We start from the raw sequence: 24,647 nt of genomic DNA on the forward strand, positions 1-24,647 counted from the left end.
TTTGCTGACCGTATACAGGGCATCGTCTGGTCAACATTTACAAAAGAGGGCAGAAGCACTCGTAGGTGCTTCTGCCCTCTTTTGTAAATAGTAATCTCTAGCTGGTATGAACGCTTCGCCTTTTAAAATTCATGGTTCAGCTCTAACACTACCTAGACAGCAGGAACTTGGACTGTACGCGGTTGTGTCTTATCTTCATTCGGTAACTGATTGCGGTTACTGCGAATGCGGACAATGCGATACAGGCTGCTATCCAAGGTAAACCTGACAATCCCGCGCTTCCTACAACTAACCCGCCAAGCGCTGATCCGCCTGCTATGCCGATATTGGCCGCCACAGGGTTCAGGGAGGCAGCAAAATCTCTTGAAGCCGGTGATTGTTGAACAGACAGTTCAATTAAATACAATTGGGCGGTCACGTTCAGAATATTCGATACACATGCGCTGAGGATCAAAAAGACCAGCCCTAAGACAGGAACAGGTGCTGCAAAAAAGAAGAGGATATAAATGGCTGTCTGAATCAGAAATACAATCCGCAATCTGCCCAGAGCATTACCGGACGCAACTCGTCCGCCAATCCAGGTGCTGAAGATCGTCGCCAATCCATAGGCCAGAAGAACCCAGCTAACCGAGTTGGCCGGTATCGCCATAACTTTATCCATAAGGGGTCTGATATAGGTATAGATGCTGAACACTGCCGCAGTTCCAAGCACTGGGATCATGAAGGCCAGCACAATACGCCCATTAGTCAGCAGGACGAGTTGTTCTTTAAGTGATCCTTTGGTGTTCGAAAGATGAGCTGGAATAAAGATGGCGTTGAGCACCAAAGCGGCAACTCCCATTAGCGCTGTCAAGATAAAGGAGGCTTGCCACTCCATGTGCTGCCCCACAAAAGTGCCGATTGGCACACCCAGCACGTTAGCAATGCCAAATCCCCCCAGAATGTACGAAACGGAGCTTCCTTGATTGGCCGGTGCCACAACCTCACTTACGGCTGAGAGTGAAAGGGAAATGGCTAATCCGCACAAGACGGCCGTTGCAATCCTGGTAAACATTAGTAAGCCAAAGGTGTCCGAGCCCGCACTGAATAAGTTAAACAAGATAATCAGGACGATGGTCCCCTGAATGGTTTTCTTTTTCGGAAGCCGGCTCGCTATGGTCATTAATATAGGCGTTCCTACGGCATAGGCGATTGCAAAACCGGAGACCAGACTGCCGGCAACAGCCAGCGTAATTTGCAGCGATTCAGCAATTTCTGATAACAAACCCACTATGATATATTCGGTGGTTCCAAGTAAAAAAGCCATAAATGTAAAAGAAAAGACCAAACCGCGTTCATTGACTGTTGTCATAGTTACATCTCCAAAAAATCATTATATATATTGCACAAATAACAGACTATGAGTGTTTTTTGTCTGGGGGTTGTTGTGTAAAACCCACATTTTAACGCCTCCATTCTCTCTCCCCCATCTCAGTTCACCTCTGATAGTATCCAAGCAATTGGTGGCCAAGTTCAGTAATCGCTCAATTTCTCTCCTTTTGCTCCTCTCAATTTTACAAATGAACCGATCGGGGAACAATAAAGGTTATTGTTGTCTTTTAAAAAAATGTGATATATCTTGTCATTAAGAAGTTCACCCAAAAAATCATGTTGGAAAGTAGGGGCCCCATGCCTGAGCGCAACGATTTATTATTAACCCATGCTTCTTCGGCCTTCAACAGCCAGCTGATTTATGCCGGCAAACTAAGTGATAACCCGGAGTGGAAATTTGCGCTTCATAAACATGAAGATTTGCATGAAGTTATTTTCATTGAAGACGGGGTGGGTTCATTTGTGATTGACGGCAAGGCCTATACTGCAACAAAAGGGGATGTGCTGATATATAACCGGGGAATATTGCACCAGGAACAGTCCGATCCTGACAAACCGTTATTTACCTATTACTGCGGATTTCGGTTCAACTCTCCTATTGCCGAGCAACGTGATTGGGTCATTCACCCTGACAAGGAACCGGTCATCCGTTCGAATCCATATTCTAACGAGCTGTCGCTATTGATGCGAACATTATTTGGCGAGTTTTCGCTGCGCAATAGTGGTTACGAACAGATCTCTCAGCATTTATTCGAAGTTATCCTGCTCCTGCTTGAGCGTATGATTCTCTCACAGCATCGCACTGCAAAGGAACAGAAGACTCCTCTTGCCAATCAAATCAAAGGATATTTAGATACAAACTACAGACGTAAGCTAAGCCTTATGGATCTGGCACAACTCTTCCATATCGATACCTATTATCTGGTTCACATATACAAGAATAACTTCGGAATATCACCCATTAATTATTTGATTCAGCGTCGTATGGGAGAAGCCATGAGACTGCTGGCTAGCACGAATAAGAAGGTCTGGGAGATCGCTAAAATGGTCGGATACGATAATCCCAATTATTTCTCCATTCTGTTTACCCGTGTGATCGGTGAATCCCCCCGTAGATTCCGTGAGAATAATCAAAAGGATTTGTATGAGAATACCTGAATGCAAAAGAGGACAGGAGGCGCTGTAAAGTGCCTTTGTCCTCTTTATTTTGATGATATGAAGCTTCTGTGACCTCAGTTTATTTAAATTCCGGCATAAAGCTCCTTAGCGGTTTTAATGAAATATTTGACTGCACTCGTTGATTCATCTAGAGACAAAACGGCAATATTAATTTCGCGGTAGACTTCAGGCTCCAGGTTACGGATAATAACATTCTCCGGTAAAGAGATAATGGACCGTTCTGTCATAAATGTTATTCCCAAGCCTTCCTGAACCATTCTCAGGGCCGTATCCAAATGACTGACTCTATACTTCACGCGTGTGTCCGGTTCAATTCCTGCATCTTTTAGGAGGGTGGAAATTTGGGTTTCATACCCCCCTTTGACAAGCAGCAGCTCCTGCCTCCGGATATCCTCCACACGAATCTGTTCCCTATGGCTCAAAGGATGGTCTGAGCTCACGGCCGCAATCATTTTATCCCTGGCAAGGGGTATGCAATGGAAGTTTTCATTAGGCGGTATAATGATTCCCACATCAACCACACGGTTGTGCAGCCAGTTTTTCACTTCATCAACGCTTCCCTCAGATAAACTGATCTGAAGATTGGGATGCTCTTCCTCCATCCTGCGAATAATTTTCGGCAGAAAGTAAGTGCAGGCCGTAGGATAAGCGCCGATTCGGATTTGGCCGGTCTCCAGTCCTCTTTCTGCGGCTACGAACTCTTCGATTTTAGTAAATTCACTCAGTATATTTCGAAAAGAAATCAAAATGAGTTCACCCAGTTCTGTGAAAACCAATTTGTTTTTACGGTTGCGCAGAATGAGGACCGTATTTAATTCCGTTTCAATAGCTGCTACTGCCCGGCTTACAGCCGGCTGTGTCATATTTAATTTTCCCCCTGCTTTAGAAAAGCTGCCTTCCTCAGATATTCTCACAACCAGTTCAATCTGCGCCTTATTCATACCAAATCTGATATCCCCCATATAACAATAATTCATTTTATTTATACTTAAATAGAATGTATCATAACTAAGAATTTAATTTCAATGTATACAAGGAGGTACACGGATGAATTTCCGCAGGCTTTTATTAATTCTAGCCGTAATACTGGCATCATTAAATCTTAGACCCGCTATAACGTCTGTCAGTCCCATACTGCAATTGCTTACAGACCAGCTGCATTTGAATTCCGCTGCCGCCAGTCTCCTCACCTCCATTCCGCTGCTGTGCATCGGAATTTGCTCACTTTTCGCCGGACGCGTAAGCGGAAGGTTCGGATTGGAGCGGACAATCGCCTTTTTCCTGCTCCTGATTGGCCTGGCAACCTTCCTGCGTTTTTTCATGAACAATTATACGAATCTGCTGCTGACGGCTTTAATAGCCGGCTCCGGTGTCGGTATAGTCAGTCCTTTGATTTCGGGCTTTATCAAACAGCATTTTCCGAACTCCGTTTCACTGATGATCGGCATATATTCTACTTCCATGGTCATTGGTGCTTCCCTGGCCATCGGCCTAACGGTTCCGCTGCAGACCCGGTTTGCCGGCTTCTGGCAAGGGGCCTTGGGATTCTGGAGCCTATTCGCAATGCTGGCGGTTCCGGTCTGGTTGCTGCTAATACGGCGGCCAATGAATCCTCCCCATACCTCTGTACAGAATCAGAACTTTTCCCTTCCGCTGAAAAATAAGCAGGCATGGCTTTTGACGGCTTTTGTCGGTCTGATTACATTTTTATTCTACTGCTTCACCGCATGGATGCCGGCTATTGTGGAGGAAAAAGGCGGGTCAGCTGCCTTTGCCGGCCTTACCGGAACCGTGTTTATGCTTGCCCAGCTGCCGGCTACCCTATTATTACCCGTTTTGTTGAGGGTATTTCCCAGCAGACGGGTCTGGATTACGTTCTTCACGCTGAGCGAGATCGCAGGTTTGTCTATACTTTGTTCCTCCAGCATAACTCCAATCGCTGCTGCTGCATGTCTTGGACTTGGGGGCGGAGGCCTTGTATCTCTTGCACTGCTGCTGCCTATCGACAAAACAGCTACTCCCGCTGAAGCAAGCACCTGGTCAGCGATGACTCAGGCTATCGGTTATACCATTGGAGCCGTCGGCCCCCTCATGGCAGGATTGCTCCACGACCTGTCGCACAGCTTTACACCAACCCTATACTTGCTTATTGCGGTCGCTTGCATTGTGATTGTATTAGGCTGGAGACTCACACAAATGCCGGCTGACGCTTCCGCAGTTAAGCCCAATGCATTGTTGCAGGACTCCTCTATACACGGATGATGCTTCATGGCCTTCCTCCGCAGCATACGGCAAGACGCCCTCCCGCAAGCGGAGAATCCGCTTGCGGGAGGGCGTCATAAATTCCGCATGGCTATTTAATTATGCCGCTGCCGGAAGCTTCACGTTTCCGCTTACTTCGCAGTATAGCTGAACCAGTCGATATCTGCCACAGCCGAGCCGCCTGCACGTTTGAATACAAGATAAATATTCTTGCTGCCTTTGACTTCAAGCGTTCCGCCGCTCGCATTCTGAAAGTTGATATCTGCGGTAGAATAGGTTTCCCAGCCCCCTGTCCTCGGCAGGCTGGCCGAGCCAAGCAGGGTTCCGGTTGCACTTCCGTCGCGCACTTCAATTCTGCTGTCGGTATATGGAGTCGTATAACGCAGCTTGAGAGAGGAGACACCAAGACCAAAGTTGAGCCCATTGTAGTACACATAGTCATTATTGTCCGTAGAACCCACCCTGCGGATAACCTCAGTACCTATTGTAATGTCTCCAACAGTGACTCCGGATTGTCCGGTATAATTCTCCGCTTCCATCCGCACCGTATTGGGATTCGTTGTATAGCTGAACCAGTTAATGTTGGCAACGGAACCCGCAGTTGGTTTGCTGAACACCAAATAAATATTTTTGATGCCGCTTGCACCCGTAAGTGGAACGCGGATCGTCTCATATTTATCCCACCCGCCGGTAGACGGAAGCTGCGTGGAACCAAGCACAGGTCCCGTTGGACTGCCATAGCGTATGGACATCGCCCCATCCGTGGCTGGAGTGGAGTAGCGGAAATCAAAGTACTGGACACCCTTGCCCAGGTTCAAATAATTGTAATACACATAGTCTCCGTTATCCGTAGAGTTGATCATCATACCGCCGCCGGTATCGGTAGTAGCGGCAGTGCCAACCTTCTCTCTGCCAGTGAAGTTCTCCGCTTCAACCTGCACAAAGCCGGGGTCCGGAATCTCAATAATGGAGGAACGGAGCAGGGTCGGATACACCCAGGCCTGATTATGGTAGAACCCCGTATCTTCGTTGATATTACCGCCGACCGGACGGTATGGCGATACATAAATCTCGAACTGCGGATTCTGGTAAACTTCCGCCATCGCTTCATACATATTCAGCGGGAAGTAGTTGCTGTTAATAAAAGTATTGTACACCTGCTTGCCCCCATACTCATTGGGCCACTCTGTATAGCGGCCATTAGCATAATAGAACAGGTTGTCTACCGCTTTCTTAAGGCTCTTGCCGCTTGGAGAAACCCAGGTATACAAATTTTCTCCTGTCGCATGCAGAACGATTTCTGCCGAAGCCGTCATCGGAGACAGCGCAAAGAAGTGGTACCACATTGAATTGGAGCCCCGTGTTGCCTCCGCCGGCAGGAAGCCGAGACTGTCAATAGACTGGTCAATTTTCTGCTTCAGCTTAGTGACCAGGCCATTGAAAGCAGTCTCATTATTGGCGTAATGATAATAAGCCAGCTCGGCATACATCATCCAGTCTCCCCAGTTATTGGCATCGTTGAGACGGGCATTCCATTTGGGCATCAATACGGTTTCTACCCAGTTCTTGAATACGGTCTGATCCGCTGCGCTCCAGCCGGAATAATCTGCGAGCAGATCAGCTGCATTGAGCATGCCTACACCGATATAAGCCGAGGCAAGCGGAGCGTCCGTTCCGCCGTTTGACTTGTTGACCGTGGCCCACGAGTTCATTAACGCAACCGCTTTCTGCGCATACTTGGCGTCACCTGTGAAGCGGTAGGCCAGCGCAGCCGCATAAGCAGCCTGCGTATCCTGCTCGAAACCGCCTTTGGCTGCGATATGCCCTGCCGGATCCGCATAATATCCCGGCACATTCCAATTCGCTACCGCATGGCTGTTCACAAGCAAGCCTTGATTGGCATCGTTCATCATTACAGCATAGGCTTCCTTCCAGGGCGACAAGCCGGCCGTCACCTTCGCCTTGATCACCGTGAATTCACTTGCCGTCACCGTTCCTCCCGGATGGGAGTAGGCCATAACTTCCACTGTCGACGAGAATACCATGACCACCGCAAACAAAGCACAAAACCAGCTACGAATTTGCTTCAATACAATTCACTCCTTTTGGAATAATATAAAGCGCTTACATAAAACTGGAAAAATAACTGCCCGGCAACCTTTTCTCCGGTGAACTATGAAATGATAACCGACTCCTCAATTAAGCGGCTAGACACCTCCCTTCTTGGTTAAATTTGAATTATCCGCTTAGTGCCGGATTCCTACACCAGGTACCGCCGAATAAAATAACTCGGTGTGCAGCTCCAGGCGTGACAATAGCTGTTAATCAGATGGCTTCCGTAAGGCGACAGCTTGTCATCCTCCGGATTGAACACTTCCCAGAAGGTGTCCGCACCTTGCTCCACCATCTTCCCCCAATAAGCATGCATTTGCTGCACGGCCAGTTCCTTGCAGCCCGCAACAAACAGGGCTTCTATTAAATGATGGAACATGTAGGGTGTATTGGGCCGGATCGCCGGTGATTCCGCGAGGAGTCTTTCCAGCAGTCTGTGGTTACCCTTCTGGCCGAGTATTTCCGCGAGTACCATCCATACCTGCGAAGCCCAGGAAATTTGGCGCTGCTCCCCGCTGGCAAACAAGCCTGTCTGTTCATCATACAGCTCCGTGATCGCCGCCTGCGACAGCCGTTCTATCCGCTCCGCGAGCAGATCTGCGGCCTCCTGAAGATCCAGATCCAGTGCCAGCCGGTGCCCTCTTTTCAGGCAATAAATGAATACTCCCTGCGCCGCCGCCTGCTTATCCAGTTCCCCATGCCAATCGATAAAGCTTCTTGCCGCTGCAGCCTCTTCAATGATCCCTGTACTCCCCACCTTCTTATAGGCAAGTTCAAGCTGCTCCCAGGCTAAAGGCCACAGTTCCTGCAGCGTCTCCATATCGCCGGTCGCCTTATAATAATCATGCAGCGTTGCAGTGAAGAACAAGGAATAGTCGAAGAAATACGTATCATCGACATGCGGCCTCGGCTGTTCAAAGATGCAGGCTCCGGCTTCGCCTCCGGCCAATGTCATGCCTCCGAACAGATACAGGCAGCGTTTAACCAGTTCATTATTCCGAAATGTTTCATAATTCACCAGCGCCTGGAGCCGCAAATCCCCAATCCATAATCTCCGGTCCCGTTTGGGTCCATCCTCGAATACCGTCTGCATGCAGTTCTCCAAGGTCCTCAGCGCAATCCTGTCCATCCGGCGCAGCTCCTCCGGCACACTGCCCGGCAGCGGTTCAAGTACGGAAGCATCCGCAGAGGTAACCGCTTCACAGTGAATATCCGGGAACGCCACTTTATATTTGATCGAGGTTTCCAGAACGGTAACCTTCAGGTAGCGGAAGGTATATCTGCGGGGAAGCTTGATTTCACAGGGAAGCACATCAACATTGATGATCTCCTCCTGCAGCCAGGAACGGCTGAGCCAGCCCTCATAATCCTCGAAGCTCTCCCCGATCTCGCAGGGCATTTCCCCGAATACCAGCTTGAGCCGGAGCGGCGCATCCGGGGGGCTGCCGGTCGGTTTGACCGACAGCTGCAGATATCCCACCTGATGACCGCCGAAATCAAGCACAAAGCGGTCATTTTTGCCAAATGACTGTTCTTTCAGACCTTCAATGCTTCCCGTAGCTTGCGTGCTCCAGCCTTGAAAAGCATCCTTGTCTTCCACCACTTCAATAACCCGCTCCGGGTATACAATTTGTCTATGCAGTGCTGGAATCCCTTGCTCTGCCTTTTCCACATATTTGGCTGTAACGCCCATCTTGTTCCCTCCCTGGCTTCTTGCCAAACCGGTTATCCTTTTACCGAACCTGCTGTCATTCCCGACACAATCTGCTTGTTGAACAGGATGAACAACAACAGCATCGGAACAGTAATCAGCAGAATGTTGGTGAACAGCAGGTTCCACTGTGTGACAAATTGACTTTTGAAGTTATACAGTGTAAGCTGCACAGTCACATTCTTTGCGCCCGGGAAGAAATATAACGGGTTCGTAAAATCATTAAAGATAAATACAGACTGCGTAATAATGATCGTTGAGGTTACAGGCTTCAGCAAAGGCATAATGATCGAGAAGAACAGCCGGTACTTCCCGCAGCCGTCGATGATCGCCGCCTCGTCAATTTCCCGCGGAATGGCTGCGATGAAGCTTCTGTACAGCATTACGCAGAACGGAAATCCAAGAGCCACTTCGATCAGCACAATGCCGGTCATCGTCTTGAACAAGCCAAGCCCCTGCAGCAGCCAGATCGTCGGCACGATGGAAGGCGGAATAATCAGTCCGGCCAGGACGAAGAAATTAATCCATGGCGTAGCCTTGCCTACTCTTCGCTGCATTACGAAACCGGCCATCGCACAAATGACTATCAGCAGGACAATGGACAGGATCGTCATCACTGCACTGTTGTAGAACGCCCGCAGCAGGATATAATCGCGGAAGGAGATTACTTCTTTGATATTGCTCCATAAATGATTGACAGATGGCCACTTCATATTGAGCAGTGCTGACTCTTTCTTATCCTTCATCGCATTGACAATAATGAAATAGAACGGAACCCAAAACATCACAATCGATAGCAACACCGCTATTGTCTCTACAGCAAATCCCCTGATTCTGCCGGTCATAGGTCAACCTCTTTTCTGCTCAAATACGTGGACAGAGGATACACCAGCGCAGTTACAAAAATGAACAAAATCACATTCCCTGCAGTAGCCAGTCCATAAAATCCGCCTTGATATTGTTTATATATAATAGAAGCGATCACATCGGTGGTGAAGCCGGGACCTCCTCCGGTCATGGACCAGATCAGATCAAAGGAGCGCAGACCGCCAACAAGTGACAGGATAATTACCGTATTCATGGATGGACGGCTAAGCGGAACAATAATGCTCCAGAACTTGTTGTAGCCGTTACCGCCGTCAATCTGCAGCGCTTCGTAATATTCCTCAGGAATAGACATGATACCCGCGATAAAGATCACGGTGGAGAAGCCGACACCCTTCCAGACATCAACCATTGCCACCGAAAGCAGCGCAATCCGTGTATCTCCGAGCCAGTCCGGGCCGGAAATCCCAATCATCGACAAGGCTTGGTTAATGATCCCGGTGGTCGGATGCATCATCATGCTGAAGGCAATGCCGACCGCGATGGTGCTGACCAGTGTAGGGAAAAAGAGCACGGATCTGAGATAATTCCGGGTCTTGATTTTGGATGTCAGGAATACCCCCAGCAAAAGTCCAAGCACGAGCTTGAGTACACAGGATACCACCGCATAGATCAGTGTATTTCTGAAACCGATATTCAGCGAAGACTCATTGAAAAAAGTAATATAGTTGTCAAACCCGATGAATTCATAGTCGAAAAGTGTCCATCTCGTCATACTGAAAAAGAAAGACAAAAGCGTCGGCAATATGAAGATTACCAGATAAATAATGGCTGCCGGCAGTAGAAAAGAATAGGAATAAATCCGCTTTTGCACCTTGGTCATCTCGAACACTCCTTGCTATCTCTCTAAATTATGCGGCCCTGCCGTTCTCGCACAGGGCCGCATCGTTACGTAATAAGTTTTACCAGCCTTCAAGACCCAGTTGCTGAGCTTGTTTCTTCACGTCTTTGTCATATTCTTCCGCACCCTGCTGGGCGTTTTTGATGCCGGAACCGACTTCAGTCGCGATTTGCGGCAAGTTCGGTCCTTTTACCGGACTGAGGAATTCCAGAGCCGGTGCTGTTATATTTGCATCGAAGTAAGGAAGCATGTCTCTCACAACCGGTGCCACATTATCCGGCAATGCTGCGCCTTTAATCCCCCAAGGGCCGGTTGGCTTGGACTGGCTTCCCCATGCGGCAAGCCCTTCAGGCGTGGTCATGAATTCCAGGAACAGCTTGGCCTGCTCGGTATGCTCACTGTTTTTGTAAATAAATGCACCGCCCGGCATCCATACCGTCAGACCATTTTTGCTCGCATCGTCGCCTGGTTGAGCGAAGAAGCCAATGTCCTGCAGCTGATCCGGGAAGTTCTGTTCAAACACCGGGACTGCAAAGGTCAGCATCGGATAATGAGCGCCCTTGCCTTCCGCCAGCATCGCAATCCCCGCGTCATAGGTTGTGGCCAGAGAGTCGGAATTCATATAGCCCTTGTCATATACCTCCTGCAGCTTTTCAAATCCGCGCAAAGCAGCCGGTGTTGTGGCAAACTTCGCTTTGTTCGCTGTATAATCCTCGGCGAAGGCCGGATTGTCGAGCTGGAGGTTATAGTAATCCGCAAGCACGATCATTTGTGCGGTCCAGTTGTCTTTGTAAGTCCCGATGACCGGAACAATTCCGGCAGCCTTGATCTTTTCATTATTGGCCATCAGATCAGCCCAGGTTTTGGGTACAGACAGTCCCAGATCGGAATACACTTTCTTGTTGTAGAACCATCCGCCGCTGTAGGTAGAGCCGTTAGGCACACCATATACCTTTCCTTCAAAAGAAACGGTTGTCTTGAACGAATCGATTACATTATCCATAAACGGCTCACTGGTAATATCCAGAAAGTTCTGACTCGGATTCAGCGTCTGCATCTGCGAGCCGGAGTTGTAGAAGAATACGTCATTCATGTCTCCGGTTGCGAGCCGAGTTTTGACAAAATTGTCTCCTTCAGCACCGCCCGGGCGAGTTTCACTCTCGACGGTAATATTGGGATATTTGGCTTCGAAGGCTTCAATAAGCGCTTTGCTGGCATTGACCGCTTCCTGGGAATTGTCCGTAAGCAGCGAGATAGTCACTTTTTCATCGGCTGCATTGGAAACGGTTTCGTTAGAAGTGCCGGCTTTATTCCCAGTATTCGTTGAAGCGCTTTCGTTGTTATTTGAATTTCCACAACCGGCAAGCATTCCACTCAGCAGCAGGGCGCCAGCGAGCATTGATGAAACTTTTCTTACGTTTGACATTTAATATCCCCCTTGATCATTCGAAGTGCAAATTAGTGCAGCTTGGATATCTTACAGAGCCCGGTTTCTCTATAGGTTTATTATATAGCCGGCGCCCGTCCGCCGATATTGCCTCATTTTATAGTTTACTGTCCGTTTTTTTTGGATCGCGGATCAAGAATTTCCTGACGTCTCCTTATATTGTCCGGGCGTTTGTCCTGTGAATTTCTTGAATACCTCCGAGAAATGCCTGTAGGTATGGTATCCTACCATTTCACTGACTTCATTTACCTTGAGTCCCTTGCCCAGCAGCTTCTTGGCCAGCTCCATCCGGCAGCGGGTCAGAAATTTGATATAGCTTTCGCCTATCACTTCTTTAAACAGCACACTTAAATAAGCAGGATTCATATTGACATGCTCCGCCACTTCGACAAGCGTCAAGTCGCGGGTAATGTTGCTTTCAATATAGGCCCGCGCCTCCTCGATCGAAACATGCTTGACCCGTTCCCTTGATTCTGCCAATTCATTGGCAAAACGCTTCATCTGCTCACGGAACCAGTCGAGCATCCTGCCTTCCGCGCTCATCTCACGAATCTGGATATGCGGCAGGTAGTGCTTCTCTAGCTCCGCAATCCGGTCCGCTGCCCCATTCTCTTTGTAGGCCCGCAGAGCGAGATATATCAGCTTCAGGATTTGGCTTTCGGCAATTTCCGGGTCCAGCTTCTCGGACTTAAGCCAATCAATAAACTGATCGACCTGTTCCAGCAGCTCCGCTTTGTTGCCGGCGCGGATATTCAGAATAATCGCCTCTTCCCGCTCCGACAGCCCTTCCGGCACAACAAGGAAATCCCCTATTTCCTCAACATGCAGACTGCCCTTGATCTTCAGGAAGCGGGCAGACCGGAGCGCTTTTTGCGCTTCCTTGTAGCTTTGTGAAGCAAGCAGCACCGCAGGATAGGTCCTGCCTATACCGGCCATCGATTCCTCAGACGGGTGTTCGATCATATCCCAGAACCCGCCGGCGGGAAGCTCAAAATGATACACAACCAAAATCCGTTCCTGACCATAGCGGAGCGGAACCGGCAAAAAATCGCCATTTGCAGGCAAAACAAGCTCTTCTGTACAGACAAGGACTGTAATCCCCTGCAGTCTGTTTGCATCAGCGCCAAAGCTGTCCTTCCATTTGGGCAGGGCTTCCTCCGCCGCCAGCAGCAGATCCAGTGTCGCCTGCTCCAGCCGTTCATGCTTGCTGGCATTCCATTTTTGCTGCAGGGTTTTGATTTCCTGCTGTGAATGAAGATGATTCTTCATCTTCCCGATGGCCTTCTCGATACTCTGAATGGTAATCGGCTTCTCGAGATAGTCCTTTACTCCGAGCTGAATCGCCCGCTTCACATAATCAAATTCGTTGAACCCGCTGAAGACAATACAATAAGTATCCGGTGCTTCCCTAAGCACGATTTCAACCAGTTGCAGCCCGTCCAGCCCCGGCATCCGGATATCGGTAAAAATAATGTCAGGCTTCAAGGCCTGAAACAAAGCAAGTGCCGAATGTCCGTCAGTCGCAGTCCCGCACAGTTCAATCCCGTGGCCCGACCAGTCGATCATCGTTTGCAGGCCTTGCAGGACGATATATTCATCATCAAATACAGCAGCTTTAAGCATGATCATTCACCTCTTTCGGCTGGAAATAAAACCGGAATTCAACCCGCGTTCCGCCGCCAACCTCGCTTGTAATCCTAAATGTGCTGGATTCCCCGTAATACATCTTCAGCCGCTCCTTTACATTGCGCAGTCCGAACCCTTGTTCAATGGCCGCCATATCCGCAATGCCTACTCCGTCATCCTCCACCACGAAGGTGATCCAGCCATCCTTCACCTTACCGTGAAGCATAATCTTTCCGGCGCCAACCTTTGGCTCCAGACCATGATAGATCGCATTCTCCACCAGCGGCTGAATGATCAGCTTCAGCATTTCCATCCCCATTATAGCGCTGTCTACATCCTGAATGTATTCGAAACGATTGTTATACCTGATGTTCTGGATCGTCAAATAGTGCTCGATATGCTTCAATTCTTTGTAGACAGGAATCATTTCATTGCCTTTATTCAAACTGAGCTTGAAGCTCTCCGATAAAGAAATGGCCATCTGGGCGACTTCGTGATTATTCTTCAGGGTTGCCATCCAGTAAATCGAATCCAGGGTATTGTATAAAAAATGCGGCTTGATCTGAGCCTGCAGCGCCCTAAGTTCCGCCTCCCGCTCCTTCAGCTCGGTATGAATGAGCCGTTCATTCAGCTCTTCGTTCTCGGAAGCCATCCGTTTAAAGGTCTCACCGATCACACCCACCTCATCCTGGCCAAAGGGCTCGGCGAAATCTCTCCGCCCTTTGGTCCAGTCGATCATCATTTTTTTGAGCTTCAGGAGAGGCTGTGTAATGCTGCCCGAGATAAAGAAAGAAAAGATGATGGCAATGGCGGCAATGAATGACGCAATCACAGCGGTGGCGGTGCCGATTTTGGTGGACTCCTTCAGCAGTTCTTTGGCCTGAATAACATTCAGGAACATCCAACCGGTGGTTTCATTCTTGTAATTCACGATCAGGAAGCCCTGGTCTTCCAGGCGCTTATAAATATCCGGCAGCTTGCCGGTCAGGCTCTTGGCCACCTCTGCGGAGCCGGGGGGATGGATCACCCGAATGTCGCCCTCCGAAGCATCAAGCGCAATAAACTCCCCGCCTCCGGCTCTGTTATCCGCGAATATGGCGCTGAATATGGCCCGGGATACATTCACTACCAGAATACCGGTGGGTGCTCCATTAAGGTCATCGGAATTTCTGAATAATTTGAGCGTCGAGAACGTTTTGGCTGAATCGCCAAAAACATTGTCCGGCAGAAATCTGACCTTGCCCTGAGCCTTCACCACATCCTTATACCATTTGGTTTGCTCTATAATTGCCCGCTTGTCCTTCTGCTCATAAATCCCCAGATTGTCGGAGCGTCCCAGACAATAAGGTTCAAATTCCAGGTCAATCAGACATACTGAGTCCACGTACCTGGAGCTTATAAAATTGCTGTTCATCATTCGCTGCAGCTGCCTTACAATCTCGTCCCGGATTGTATATCTATCAGAGGACGCGACATCCCGAGCATTGCGCAGACTGTCGCGGATCCCGTTGTTCAGGACAATCGATTCATTCATATTCAGGATATTGCGGTACAGCAAGTCTGCGACTTCGCTGGATGTCCGGAGCTGATCCTGATTGTTCTGCGTGTTCGTGGCCATTAGCGTTTCTTTGGAAATATCAAACGAGATATAGCCCAAAATGAACAGTGGAGGGACCGCGAGCAGGATCATCGCGGCTAGAAAGCGATTTCTGATCTTTTGAAATGGTGTTTGCAAGGCAAGTTTGATTTTTATCCAGCTGTTCTTCACAATAGCCCCCTGTGGTCTGAAATGTTGTCAGCACCATGATACTCCATCCTTTGTCCGGATTGCCAGAGGAAGCGTAAAATAACCTCACAAAGTGAGGCTGCGCTTCGATGATTATTCAGGTGATTTGCGGGGACCTCAAAACATATAAATTCTTATGTTAAAAAAGCCGTTCACGGATAAACGCCTCCATAAACGGCTCTATTGGACCCGGATGAACAAATTAACGGATATTCACAGCATCAAGCCAGGCCTTGGTGATCAGCGCATGCCCGGCAGGAGTGGCATGGACCCCGTCATGAGACCAGTAAGCCGCCTCTGCCCTGACGCATGCCTGGGCAAACAAGCCGTCCATCGGGACGAATGCCGTTTTGAATTCGCGGGACAGCTCCCGGACGATGCCGATCTTGGGGTCCAGGTCTTCCCTCCACAGCTTGTACTCAGGATGATTGGGAAATAAGAACGGTTCAATCAGCACAATTTCAGCTCCCATAGCCTTCACTTCAGTCAAGAGGCTGTGGTACAGCGCGTGAAACTCCCCGGCGCTTGTCGGATCATTCTCCGTATAACGCCGCCAGGTGTCATTGACACCGATCAGGACAGATACCAGATTCGGTTGCAACTCTATACAATCTTCCTGCCAGCGTTCCCGGAGATTCCTCGCTCTATCTCCACTCTTGCCGCGGTTGAGGAAGGTGAATTGCCGCTCGGGATACTTCGCCAGCAAGGCAGCCGAGGTCATCAGCGCATAGCCTCTCCCCAGATCGGACAGCTCCTCCCTGCTGCGGCCGGCATCGGTAAGACTGTCGCCCTGGAACAGGACCAAGGCATTTTGTTTAAGACTAATAGACATGTTTAACTCTCTCCTTGTTCAAAAATAGATTTAATAACACGTGTTATAACGCGTGTTTATCCAATTTTGTCATACCTTAATACCTTAAGCCTGCCGGCCGGATCACAGAGGCCAAATATTCACCGGAAGACTCTTCCGCGTTAAGATAACACGTGTAATTCACTTTGTAAAGGGCAAATTCGCTCCGGCATTAGGCTGCACTGTGAGGTGAAAGACACAAATGTACGGAGCGCAGCGTTGCCGCAATAGTTTGTTTTCGGAGGCTTGGGCGGTCTGCGGCTGCAGACGGCGCAGCGCATTTCCTGCGCCCGGCTGCAGCCGGGCTGCTCCAACCGCAGCCAGCGTTGCCATGACTGCGAGCAGAAAAAAAGCGATGGAATAAGCCCCCGCCTTGCTCACCGAGCCGAAGAAAAACCGGGATAACGGCTCTCCGGCGCGCAGGGCGATGGTTGCGGCAGCGATGCCGAAGGCGGCGGCCAGATTCTGCGAGGTGGACGCAAAGGCATTGGCATGCCGCACCTGTTCCGGCGGAACATCGCTGTATGCGATCGTACTGAAGCCGGTGAGCGCGGTGGAACGCGCAATGCCGCTCACCAGGGCAAGCAGCGCAATCAGCGCAATAGGCGTCGCCGCAGTAATAATTCCGCTGAGCAGCATCGTGATGGCCCCGAGCAGTGTCGAAGCGATCAGAACATTGCGAAATCCGAAGCGGTTGAGCAGAGGAGTGGTCGCAGGCTTGATCGCGATGTTCCCTACGAAGATGAACAATACAATTCCGCCCGCAAGCGTAGGGCTCCAGCCAAAGATGTTCTGGAACAAAAGTGTCATCAAAAACGGCGCAGAGCCGACCATAATCCAATACAATGAGCTGCTTAGCTGAGCGGTCCGGAAGGTCCGGATCTTCAGCACCCTTAAATTCACAATGGGATGGGCAGCGCGGCAGAGATGCAGGATGGCGGCTGCCGTAAAGAGTAAAGACACCGCCGACATCATCAGCCCCGAGCTCCATGAGGCCGAAGAATCAGCAAGCATATGCGCCGCATACGTCAGTCCGCCGACGCCGACCCCCATCAGCACCACTCCCGTTCCATCCAGTTTTGGTGCAGAGGAATCCGGGGGGATTCTTATCAGCTTCCAGGCAGCGGCAAATCCGGCTGCCCCGAGCGGAAGATTGATAAGAAACAGCCATTTCCACGAGCCATGGGTCACAATCAGCCCTCCGAGCAGCGGCGCAATGGCAGGTGAGATCAGCCCGGGCCATACCAGATAGGACATGATCTTCATAAGGTCCTTCTTCTCCGTATGCTGAAGGACCACCACCCGTCCGACCGGAACCATCATTGCCCCGCCTGCACCCTGTAATACACGCATCGCGACGAGCCCGGGCAAGCTTGTGGACAGCGCGCATCCCAGGGAAGCGAGGGTAAAAACGGCAATTGCCGCAAGAAATACCCGGCGCGTGCCGAAGTATTCGGCAAGCCAGCCGCTCAGCGGGATTAGAACGGCCAGCGTAACCATGTATGAAGTAATAACCAGACCTATTGCCGAGGAAGAAACTGCAAATGCCCGGCTCATTGCTGGAACCGCTGTAGTAACAATCGTACTGTCCAAATTTTCCATAAAGTAGCATCCGGCCACAAGCAAGGCCATATTGCGAAGCTTGGGATTGATCATTTCATTCTGCTCCTCTGCGGGCCGTTCATTTTTTCCAGCCCATGCTTTTCAGTTTATCGAGATCAAGGGATTCCTGAATATGCTGAATATGATCCCTCATAGCCTGGTACGCAGCCGCTCCATCCTGATTCTGAATGGCAGCAAAAATATTCCGGTGATAAGCTACAGATTCTTCAAAGTGACGGGGATTCGTCGTATATTCGCTGCTGAAGATCCCTCTGCTCTGGCTTACATGGCGGATCGTATCAATAATTTGCAGGAAAAAGTTATTGTGGGCGGCGGCGGCAATTCCCAGATGCACATCGTTGTCATGCTTCAAAACCGTTTCTATAGCCGCCTCATTCCGGATATAGAGCTTTATGCATTCCTCATGCCTCCGGATCGCCTCGCCTATCTTCTCAAGATCGGCGGCCGTCCGGTTCGCTGCCGCTAACTGGGCAGCATCCGCTTCAAGAACTGTTCTGGCCTCGAAAATCTCCTCAATTAACGAGCGGTCGAACAGGCTGTAGGTTCGGATCACCTTGCCGATAGCGCCGGGATTATATCCGCTGACGAAGGTTCCGTCCCCTTGCCTTGCTTCAAGGATGCCCAGCGTGGACAATGCACAAATCGCTTCGCGCAGCGGCACCCGGCTGATCCCCAGCTTCTCGGACAGACTCCGTTCATTCATTAGCTTGTCCCCGGCTTTCAGCTCTCCGCGCTCAATCTCGGAGAGGATATATTCAATGACTTGCTCCCGTACATTAGGTCTGGCCGAAGGGCACATGGAATTCTCCTTAAAAAAATAGATTGGTAATACCAATATTGGTATTACCAATCTATTTTAGATTCGGTGATTTGTCAAGGGATTGTTCCAGCGGTCATTGTACCACCTGCAGGCTACACTGCTGAAAACTAAGAAGCCTTCCTGCAGCAGGAAAAACACAGCAAGATACTATTGTCTGCCGCTTGTGCATATTCTGTCTTGATCGAAATACACGATAGGTGGTGGATAACCCATGAACACTGCGGCAGCCGGTTGCCCTGATTTCAGAGATCCGTCTTTTTTGAAACAGCATATTCTTCATACGGTTAATTTCTATGCTCCCCGGTGCATTGACCATAAGCACGGGGGATATATCAACTGCTTTCTGGATGATGGAACGGTGTGTGATCCTCTGACCAGGCAGCTGGTGGGAATGGCAAGATTTATCTACATTTTCAGTGCTGCCAGCCTGATCGGCGGAACGGAGGCAGAGGGATACCGCGCCGCCGCCGAGCATGGCCTGCGCTTCCTTCAGGAGCATCAGCAGGATCGGGAGCACGGGGGATACAATTGGACTCTATGCGGACAGCAGGTCGTGGACTCCACCAAATTTGCATACGGACACGCTTTTGCCCTGCTGGCTGCAGCCACTGCCTTCAAAGCGGGAATTGCCTGGGCGCAGCCGGTCATCGGGGAAATCTATACAGTGCTTGAAGAACATTTCTGGAGAGAAAATGACGGGCTCTATGTAGACGAAATATCTGCCGATTGGGCTGTCGTATCCCCTTACCGTGGACAGAACGCAAATATGCATATATGCGAAGCGATGATGGCGGCTTACGAGGCCACCGGCGAACGCCATTACCTGGACCGCGCCAGGCGCCTGGCGCACTCCGTCATGTTCAAGCTGCTGCCGCAGTCGGGCGAATTAATCTGGGAACATTATAATGAGCATTGGCAGATTGACTGGAACTACAACAAGGACAATACGAAAAGCGAGTACCGCCCGTACGGCTTTATCTTCGGCCACGATATTGAGTGGAGCAAGCTGCTTCAGCTGCTCTGTCGGCATGCTCCAGAGGCCTGGCTGCTGCCGCAAGCGGAAGCTTTATTCCATGCAGCGCTTGCCAAGGGCACTGACCGCAGGCACGGCGGCATCTTCTATGCGCTGGCCGCCGACGGCTCAGCCATTATCGATTCGGATAAGCTGTATTGGGTTATGGCCGAGGCCATCGGAGCCTCTGCTTTATTCAGCGCCCGGACCGGCCGGCCGGAGTACGGCAATGGGTACGAAGAGATCTTTGCGTATTGCTGGAATGTGTTCATCGATCATCAGTACGGCGGCTGGTATCATCTGCTGGATTGCAAGAACCGGCGATACAGCAATATCAAAAGCCCGCCGCCCAAGACCGACTATCATCCGGTAACGAATTGCATGACTGCCCTATTGGCTTTTGGCGGACCGGATACGGCAGCCACTCTTAAGCTGTAAGTCTATTGTCGCCTGCTGTCTACGTAGTGACCATTTGTCCGCCGTTCACGTGAATGGTCTGGCCCGTAATGTACGATCCGTCGCCGGAGGCGAGCAGAACATAGACGGGAGCCAGCTCATAAGGCTGCCCCGCACGCTTCATCGGCACATCCGAACCCAGGGTTCTTATGGCCTCCGGCGGCTGGGTTGCCGCATTAAGCGGAGTCCAGATCGGCCCCGGAGCAACCGCATTGACACGAATGCCCTGTGTGGCCAGATTGCTCGCCATCGCCCTGGTGAAGCTGACGATCGCCCCCTTCGTGGAGGAATAGTCGATCAGATCTTCCCGTCCGATATAGGTATTCACCGATGTTGTATTCACGATACTGCTGCCCCGGCGCAGATACGGGAGAACCGCCTTGGTAAGGTTGAACATTGCAATGATGTTCACCTCGAAGGTGGTACGCAGCTGCTGCAGACTGATCTCCAGCAGCGAAGGGCGGACGAACTGCACCCCGGCGTTATTGATCAGAATGTCAATGCGGCCGAAGGCTTGCAGGGTGGAATTCACAATGTGCGCAGGGGCATCTTCACATCTTAGATCAACCGGCAGCAGCAGGGCGCGTCTGCCCAGCCGGTTCACCGCTTCGCGGGTTTCCACGGCATCCTGGTGTTCGTTCAGATACACAATCACGATGTCCGCACCCTCCTTGGCAAAGGCGACAGCCACAGCTCGGCCGATCCCGCTGTCGCCTCCGGTGATGATAGCCACCTTGTCCTTAAGCTTGCCGGTGCCTATATATTCAGGATTGTCGAACACGGGGCGCGGCACCATTAAGTATTCCAGGCCAGGTTGTCTGAATTGATGCTGGGGAGGAAAGCTGATAGGGATTTCCTGGCATTTTACTTCTGTTCCAAGGCACGGCTCATTTACATTCATAGGGGTCTTCCTTTCACTTTGGCATTCTAATGAAAGTATATTCCCTCTGGGCGGTTTGGTGCCTAAGCCGGAGCCAGCTGCTTCTTTCAGTTCAAACTCAAACAGCGCGTACCGGTTGGAATACCGGTACGCGCTGTTCGTTTAGTTATGTCAGAAACGGAACCAGTTCACATCCGCGACACTTCCGCTTGCAGGTTTCTTGAAGACCAGATAAACATTCTTAACTCCCGATGCTCCTGTAACCGGAATACTGACGGTATTGAAGACGGACCAGCTCCCTGTGGAAGGCAGAAGGATCGAGCCCAGCAGCGTGCCGGTCGGACTGCCGGAGCGGATCTCAAGCGTTCCGTTTGTATTGACGGTAGCGTATCTGACCTCTATCGCGGACACACCCCCGGAACCGAAATTCACATTATTGTAGCCGGCATAATCATTGTTGTCCGTGGAGCCGATTTTGCTGCCGCCGCCCGCATCCGCTGTAGCCGATACGCTGAGGCCGGATTGCACGGAATAGTTCTCAGCTTCGATGAGGGTCTGTGTGGTATAGCTGAACCAGTTGATATCGGCCACGCTGCCGCTTGTCGCTTTTTTGAATACCATAAAGACATTCTTGATTCCACTTGCCCCCGTGACCGGGATGTTTACCGTATTATAGACAGACCAGCTTCCCGTTGACGGCAGCAGCAGTGATCCAAGCAGCGGACCGGTGGAACTGCCCGTACGGAATTCTACGGTTCCATCCGTATTGGGAGTGGCATAGCGGAGCTGGAATCCGCTTGTTCCGTTACCCAGATTGAGATTATTAAAGTAGATATAGTCGTTGTTATCCGTGGAACGTACCATGCTGCCGCCACCGGTATCGCTTGTGGCCGCTATGCTTATTTTATAGCTGCCCGAATAGCTCTCTGCTTCCACCTTGGCGTAGCCGGGCCCAGGAATTACAGGGATTAAAGCTCGGAGCAGCGTAGGATAGACCCAGGCAAAATGGTGAATCCGCTCTCCGTTCAAGACAGCGCCTACAGGGCGGTACTGGGTAACGAAAATATCATAATCCGTATTCTGATAGATTTCCCCCATCGCCTCATACATATTCAAGGGATACAGATGGGAGTCGTACGTATTGGGGTACCCGGTATTGCTGCTGTACGGCCATTCCGAGATATGCCCGTTGACATAGTAGAAGAGCTTGTCGAGGGCAAGCTTGATGCTCTTGCCGCTCGGGGACACCCAATTGAACAGATCCTCGCCCGTTGCATTCCGGACTACCTCAGCGGCGGCTGTCATCGGCGACAGGGCGAAATAGTGATACCATAGAGAGTTGCTTCCTCGTGTGGTCTCCTCGGTTATGAAACCGTTCGAGTCGATTGAGGTGTCAATTTGGGTCTTCAGATTGGCCACCTCCGCGGCAAAGGCAGCAGAATTATCGGTATAATGGTAGAAGGAGAGCTGTGCGAACAAGCTCCAATCCCACCAGTTGTTACGGCCGTTGATGCTGTCCCATTTGGGCAGCCATACGGCGGTGATCCAGTTCTTAAACTGGGTTTGGTCTGCGCTGCTCCATCCGGGATAATCCTTGATCAGATCTGCGGCCTGAATGAGTCCTACCCCGAGATATGCGGAGGCCAGAGGTCCATCGGTTCCGGTCACAGCCGTATTGGTGTACGACCAGCCGTTAATCAGTTCCTTGGCCTTGTTGGCATATGCGGTGTTGCCGGTGAAGCGGTAGGCCAGCGCTCCTGAATAAGCGGCGGCGGCATCTTTGTCAAGAAGCGCCTTCGCTGCATCATGACCGGCGGCGTCGGCATAGTAACCGGGGATGTTCCAGACAGCGACAGCATGGCTCGTCACCGACAGTCCATTGTTTGCATCCACCATCATGGCGTCATAAGCTTCTTTCCACGGCGAGACCCCCGCCGCCACCTTGGCCTTGATCGTATCCAGTTCACTTGCTGTAACCGTAGAACCCGGATGCGGATAGGCCAAGGCGGTTAAAGAAAAGGTCAACAACAGTACAAGGGAGACCGCGGAGCATAACCAAAGTCGAAAACATTTCATTTGAACAATCCTCCTCCTCTTTGCAATTGAAATACCGACAGCGGGGAAGCGCTTGCATATTACCTTGCTGATCATGATCGATTTGATTATACCGGGAACCCATGGCCGCGCAAATTGAACAATGCATAGAAGCATAATAATTCATTATTGTTCTTATCGTTCAACCTCCTCTCCGCCTTAAATCCGCATCTCTTCCCTTCTGTCTGCCAACAATGCTGGCTTTGTGCACTATTATTGGATTTCTTCACTGTTCCTCCATCCCCCAGCTGTTTATTTAGTGAGAACAGCGTGGAAATCAAGGCGCTTTATCCGCTGATCTTTCGCCTAAAGGTGCCGCTGATCGAAACCGAAGGCCTCATTTTGGTGCTTGATCTGGATGAAGACAAGCTTGCCAAGAAAGGAATCCCTTACAGCGACATCCCGATCTTCCGTTTTATCCTGAATCAGATGGTGGATGAGCTGTCCCAGGAGAATGAATCGGAATTTGTATTCCTGGATACAGACCAAAACACCTGCGTTCTGGTTACAGGCGAAAACAAAAACGATATTGAGGTTAAATCCCGTTCACTCTATGACAAAGTTTCAGCGGCCATGCTTTCGAGCACAGGGATTACCGTCTCCGGGGGTCTGGGAACCTTTGAATCCGAGCTGTTTCATCTGCAGGGCTCTCATGCCACAGCAGTCCGGAATCTAAACCATCGCCTATTCTCGGAGGAGCCCGCCCTCTTCCGGTACTGGAATGAGGAGCTACAGCTTCAGCGCCTTGCCCTGCTCGATCAGACATTCACCTCCATCCAATTTGCGATTATGGATCAGAATGAGGTTGCCTTTTTGATGGCGGTTAAGCACTACTATGAACATATTAAGGATCTCAGCGCCCTTCATATCATGAAGCTCGGCTTCTATCTGGTCCGTAATCTTCCGAGTGGATCGCTTGAACGCAAGAGTGAATTTCTGGACAATGCCTATTATCATCTCCAGCTAGCCTACCGGAATCCACCCGAGTCCACCGAGGCCATAATAGCCCTGTTTCGGGAAATGTTCAATTGCTTGACCAAAGGCGGCCGTGAGGAGCCTGTCCCTGAAAATGAGCAGGACATCGTCAGCAGAGTGAAGGCTTATATCTATTCCCATTACGCGGAGCCGTTAAGCTTAGCCCTGCTCGCCGAGAAGATGGGAATAACTCCAGGCTATTTGAGCAATATTTTTCACAGAACTATGCAGGAATCGTACATTAAGTTTTTGACCCGCGTCCGTATGGAGCAGGCCGCCAAACTGCTGAAGATGCATCCCCCCTTAAAAGTATACGATGTCTCTGAAAGAGTGGGCTATGTCAGCGTAAAGCATTTTTCACATGTGTTTAAGCAATTTTACAATACTCCACCAGGCGAGTATCAGGAAAAGCACATTCCATCCTGACCTGATAACAGCATATCAGTCAGATTCACGTCACTCAGTTGCAGCTTCATCAATCGCTTGCTGAATATCAGCCTTGGCCTCCGCGTCCATCCGTAGTGCGGTGGATGCCGGTTGGATTAAGGGCTCCCTTTAGTTGGAATTAAGTGGATAAACGTCTTTTAATTTTATATATTTCAATTACTCTGATCTATTTTCCCAAAAATAAGTGCTCTTTGCCAGGTTGTCTTCGTAGGTGCCCTCATTGCTGGAAACCGACCTTCTGTCAAACATCTAAGCGCTTACAGCATTGGG

The 24,647-nt window shown here is 50.3% G+C and carries 18 protein-coding genes; 4 read left to right on the forward strand and 14 right to left on the reverse strand.

Going from position 1 to position 24,647, the window contains the following annotated elements:
- Window positions 1–148: 148 nt before the first annotated feature.
- Entirely contained in the window at window positions 149–1,351 is a 1,203-nt protein-coding gene (locus tag NSU15_RS22420) for an MFS transporter (RefSeq protein ID WP_339287569.1), read from the reverse strand.
- A 317-nt stretch (window positions 1,352–1,668) separates the two neighbouring features.
- Here NSU15_RS22420 and NSU15_RS22425 point away from each other — a divergent pair, with 317 nt between their 5' ends.
- Complete coding sequence (locus NSU15_RS22425) at window positions 1,669–2,529, forward strand: AraC family transcriptional regulator (protein WP_339287570.1); 861 nt, start codon at window positions 1,669–1,671, stop codon at window positions 2,527–2,529.
- Window positions 2,530–2,612: 83 nt separating this feature from the next.
- On the opposite strand, the gene NSU15_RS22430 is transcribed toward NSU15_RS22425, so the two are convergent.
- On the reverse strand, window positions 2,613–3,491 hold the full coding sequence (locus tag NSU15_RS22430) for a LysR substrate-binding domain-containing protein (RefSeq protein ID WP_339287571.1): 879 nt from the start codon (window positions 3,489–3,491) through the stop codon (window positions 2,613–2,615).
- 106 nt (window positions 3,492–3,597) lie between these two features.
- On the opposite strand from NSU15_RS22430, the gene NSU15_RS22435 reads away from it, so the two are divergent.
- Window positions 3,598–4,812, forward strand: coding sequence for an MFS transporter (locus NSU15_RS22435; protein WP_339287573.1), 1,215 nt, complete (start codon window positions 3,598–3,600; stop codon window positions 4,810–4,812).
- A 131-nt stretch (window positions 4,813–4,943) separates the two neighbouring features.
- On the opposite strand, the gene NSU15_RS22440 is transcribed toward NSU15_RS22435, so the two are convergent.
- The 10 genes from NSU15_RS22440 to NSU15_RS22485 form a co-directional block, all read right to left on the reverse strand.
- Window positions 4,944–6,902, reverse strand: coding sequence for a carbohydrate-binding protein (locus NSU15_RS22440; RefSeq protein ID WP_339287574.1), 1,959 nt, complete (start codon window positions 6,900–6,902; stop codon window positions 4,944–4,946).
- A 170-nt stretch (window positions 6,903–7,072) separates the two neighbouring features.
- Window positions 7,073–8,617 (reverse strand): sugar hydrolase, encoded by a 1,545-nt coding sequence (locus tag NSU15_RS22445; RefSeq protein WP_339287575.1) that lies wholly within the window; start codon window positions 8,615–8,617, stop codon window positions 7,073–7,075.
- 32 nt (window positions 8,618–8,649) lie between these two features.
- Window positions 8,650–9,480 carry a carbohydrate ABC transporter permease gene (locus tag NSU15_RS22450; RefSeq protein ID WP_339287576.1) on the reverse strand — a complete coding sequence of 277 codons (831 nt, stop codon included), beginning with the start codon at window positions 9,478–9,480 and terminating at the stop codon, window positions 8,650–8,652.
- On the reverse strand, window positions 9,477–10,343 hold the full coding sequence (locus NSU15_RS22455; RefSeq protein WP_339287577.1) for a sugar ABC transporter permease: 867 nt from the start codon (window positions 10,341–10,343) through the stop codon (window positions 9,477–9,479). The genes NSU15_RS22450 and NSU15_RS22455 overlap by 4 nt, the downstream gene beginning before the upstream one ends.
- 79 nt (window positions 10,344–10,422) lie before the next feature.
- Window positions 10,423–11,787 carry an extracellular solute-binding protein gene (locus NSU15_RS22460; protein WP_339287578.1) on the reverse strand — a complete coding sequence of 455 codons (1,365 nt, stop codon included), beginning with the start codon at window positions 11,785–11,787 and terminating at the stop codon, window positions 10,423–10,425.
- A 153-nt stretch (window positions 11,788–11,940) separates the two neighbouring features.
- Entirely contained in the window at window positions 11,941–13,431 is a 1,491-nt protein-coding gene (locus tag NSU15_RS22465; protein ID WP_339287579.1) for a response regulator, read from the reverse strand.
- Window positions 13,424–15,202, reverse strand: coding sequence for a histidine kinase (locus tag NSU15_RS22470; protein ID WP_339287580.1), 1,779 nt, complete (start codon window positions 15,200–15,202; stop codon window positions 13,424–13,426). Before NSU15_RS22470 ends, NSU15_RS22465 begins: the two co-directional genes overlap by 8 nt.
- 220 nt (window positions 15,203–15,422) lie before the next feature.
- The gene (locus NSU15_RS22475; RefSeq protein WP_339287581.1) at window positions 15,423–16,052 is read right to left on the reverse strand and encodes an SGNH/GDSL hydrolase family protein; all 630 of its coding nucleotides are present in this window, start codon (window positions 16,050–16,052) and stop codon (window positions 15,423–15,425) included.
- 159 nt (window positions 16,053–16,211) lie between these two features.
- Window positions 16,212–17,726, reverse strand: coding sequence for an MFS transporter (locus tag NSU15_RS22480; protein WP_339287582.1), 1,515 nt, complete (start codon window positions 17,724–17,726; stop codon window positions 16,212–16,214).
- Window positions 17,727–17,751: 25 nt separating this feature from the next.
- A complete protein-coding gene (locus tag NSU15_RS22485; protein WP_339287583.1) occupies window positions 17,752–18,492 on the reverse strand; it encodes a FadR/GntR family transcriptional regulator in 741 nt (246 codons plus the stop codon).
- A gap of 232 nt (window positions 18,493–18,724) precedes the next feature.
- On the opposite strand from NSU15_RS22485, the gene NSU15_RS22490 reads away from it, so the two are divergent.
- Complete coding sequence (locus tag NSU15_RS22490) at window positions 18,725–19,963, forward strand: AGE family epimerase/isomerase (protein WP_339287584.1); 1,239 nt, start codon at window positions 18,725–18,727, stop codon at window positions 19,961–19,963.
- A gap of 19 nt (window positions 19,964–19,982) precedes the next feature.
- On the opposite strand, the gene NSU15_RS22495 is transcribed toward NSU15_RS22490, so the two are convergent.
- Together NSU15_RS22495 and NSU15_RS22500 are read right to left on the reverse strand one after the other, a co-directional pair.
- The gene (locus tag NSU15_RS22495) at window positions 19,983–20,882 is read right to left on the reverse strand and encodes an SDR family oxidoreductase (RefSeq protein WP_339287585.1); all 900 of its coding nucleotides are present in this window, start codon (window positions 20,880–20,882) and stop codon (window positions 19,983–19,985) included.
- 150 nt (window positions 20,883–21,032) lie between these two features.
- A complete protein-coding gene (locus NSU15_RS22500) occupies window positions 21,033–23,072 on the reverse strand; it encodes a carbohydrate-binding protein (RefSeq protein WP_339287586.1) in 2,040 nt (679 codons plus the stop codon).
- A gap of 153 nt (window positions 23,073–23,225) precedes the next feature.
- On the opposite strand from NSU15_RS22500, the gene NSU15_RS22505 reads away from it, so the two are divergent.
- Window positions 23,226–24,356, forward strand: a complete 1,131-nt coding sequence (locus tag NSU15_RS22505; RefSeq protein WP_339287587.1) for an AraC family transcriptional regulator — start codon at window positions 23,226–23,228, stop codon at window positions 24,354–24,356.
- The last annotated feature ends 291 nt before the right edge of the window (window positions 24,357–24,647 follow it).

Source organism: Paenibacillus sp. FSL E2-0201, assembly GCF_037963325.1.
Lineage (GTDB): Bacteria > Bacillota > Bacilli > Paenibacillales > Paenibacillaceae > Paenibacillus_AQ.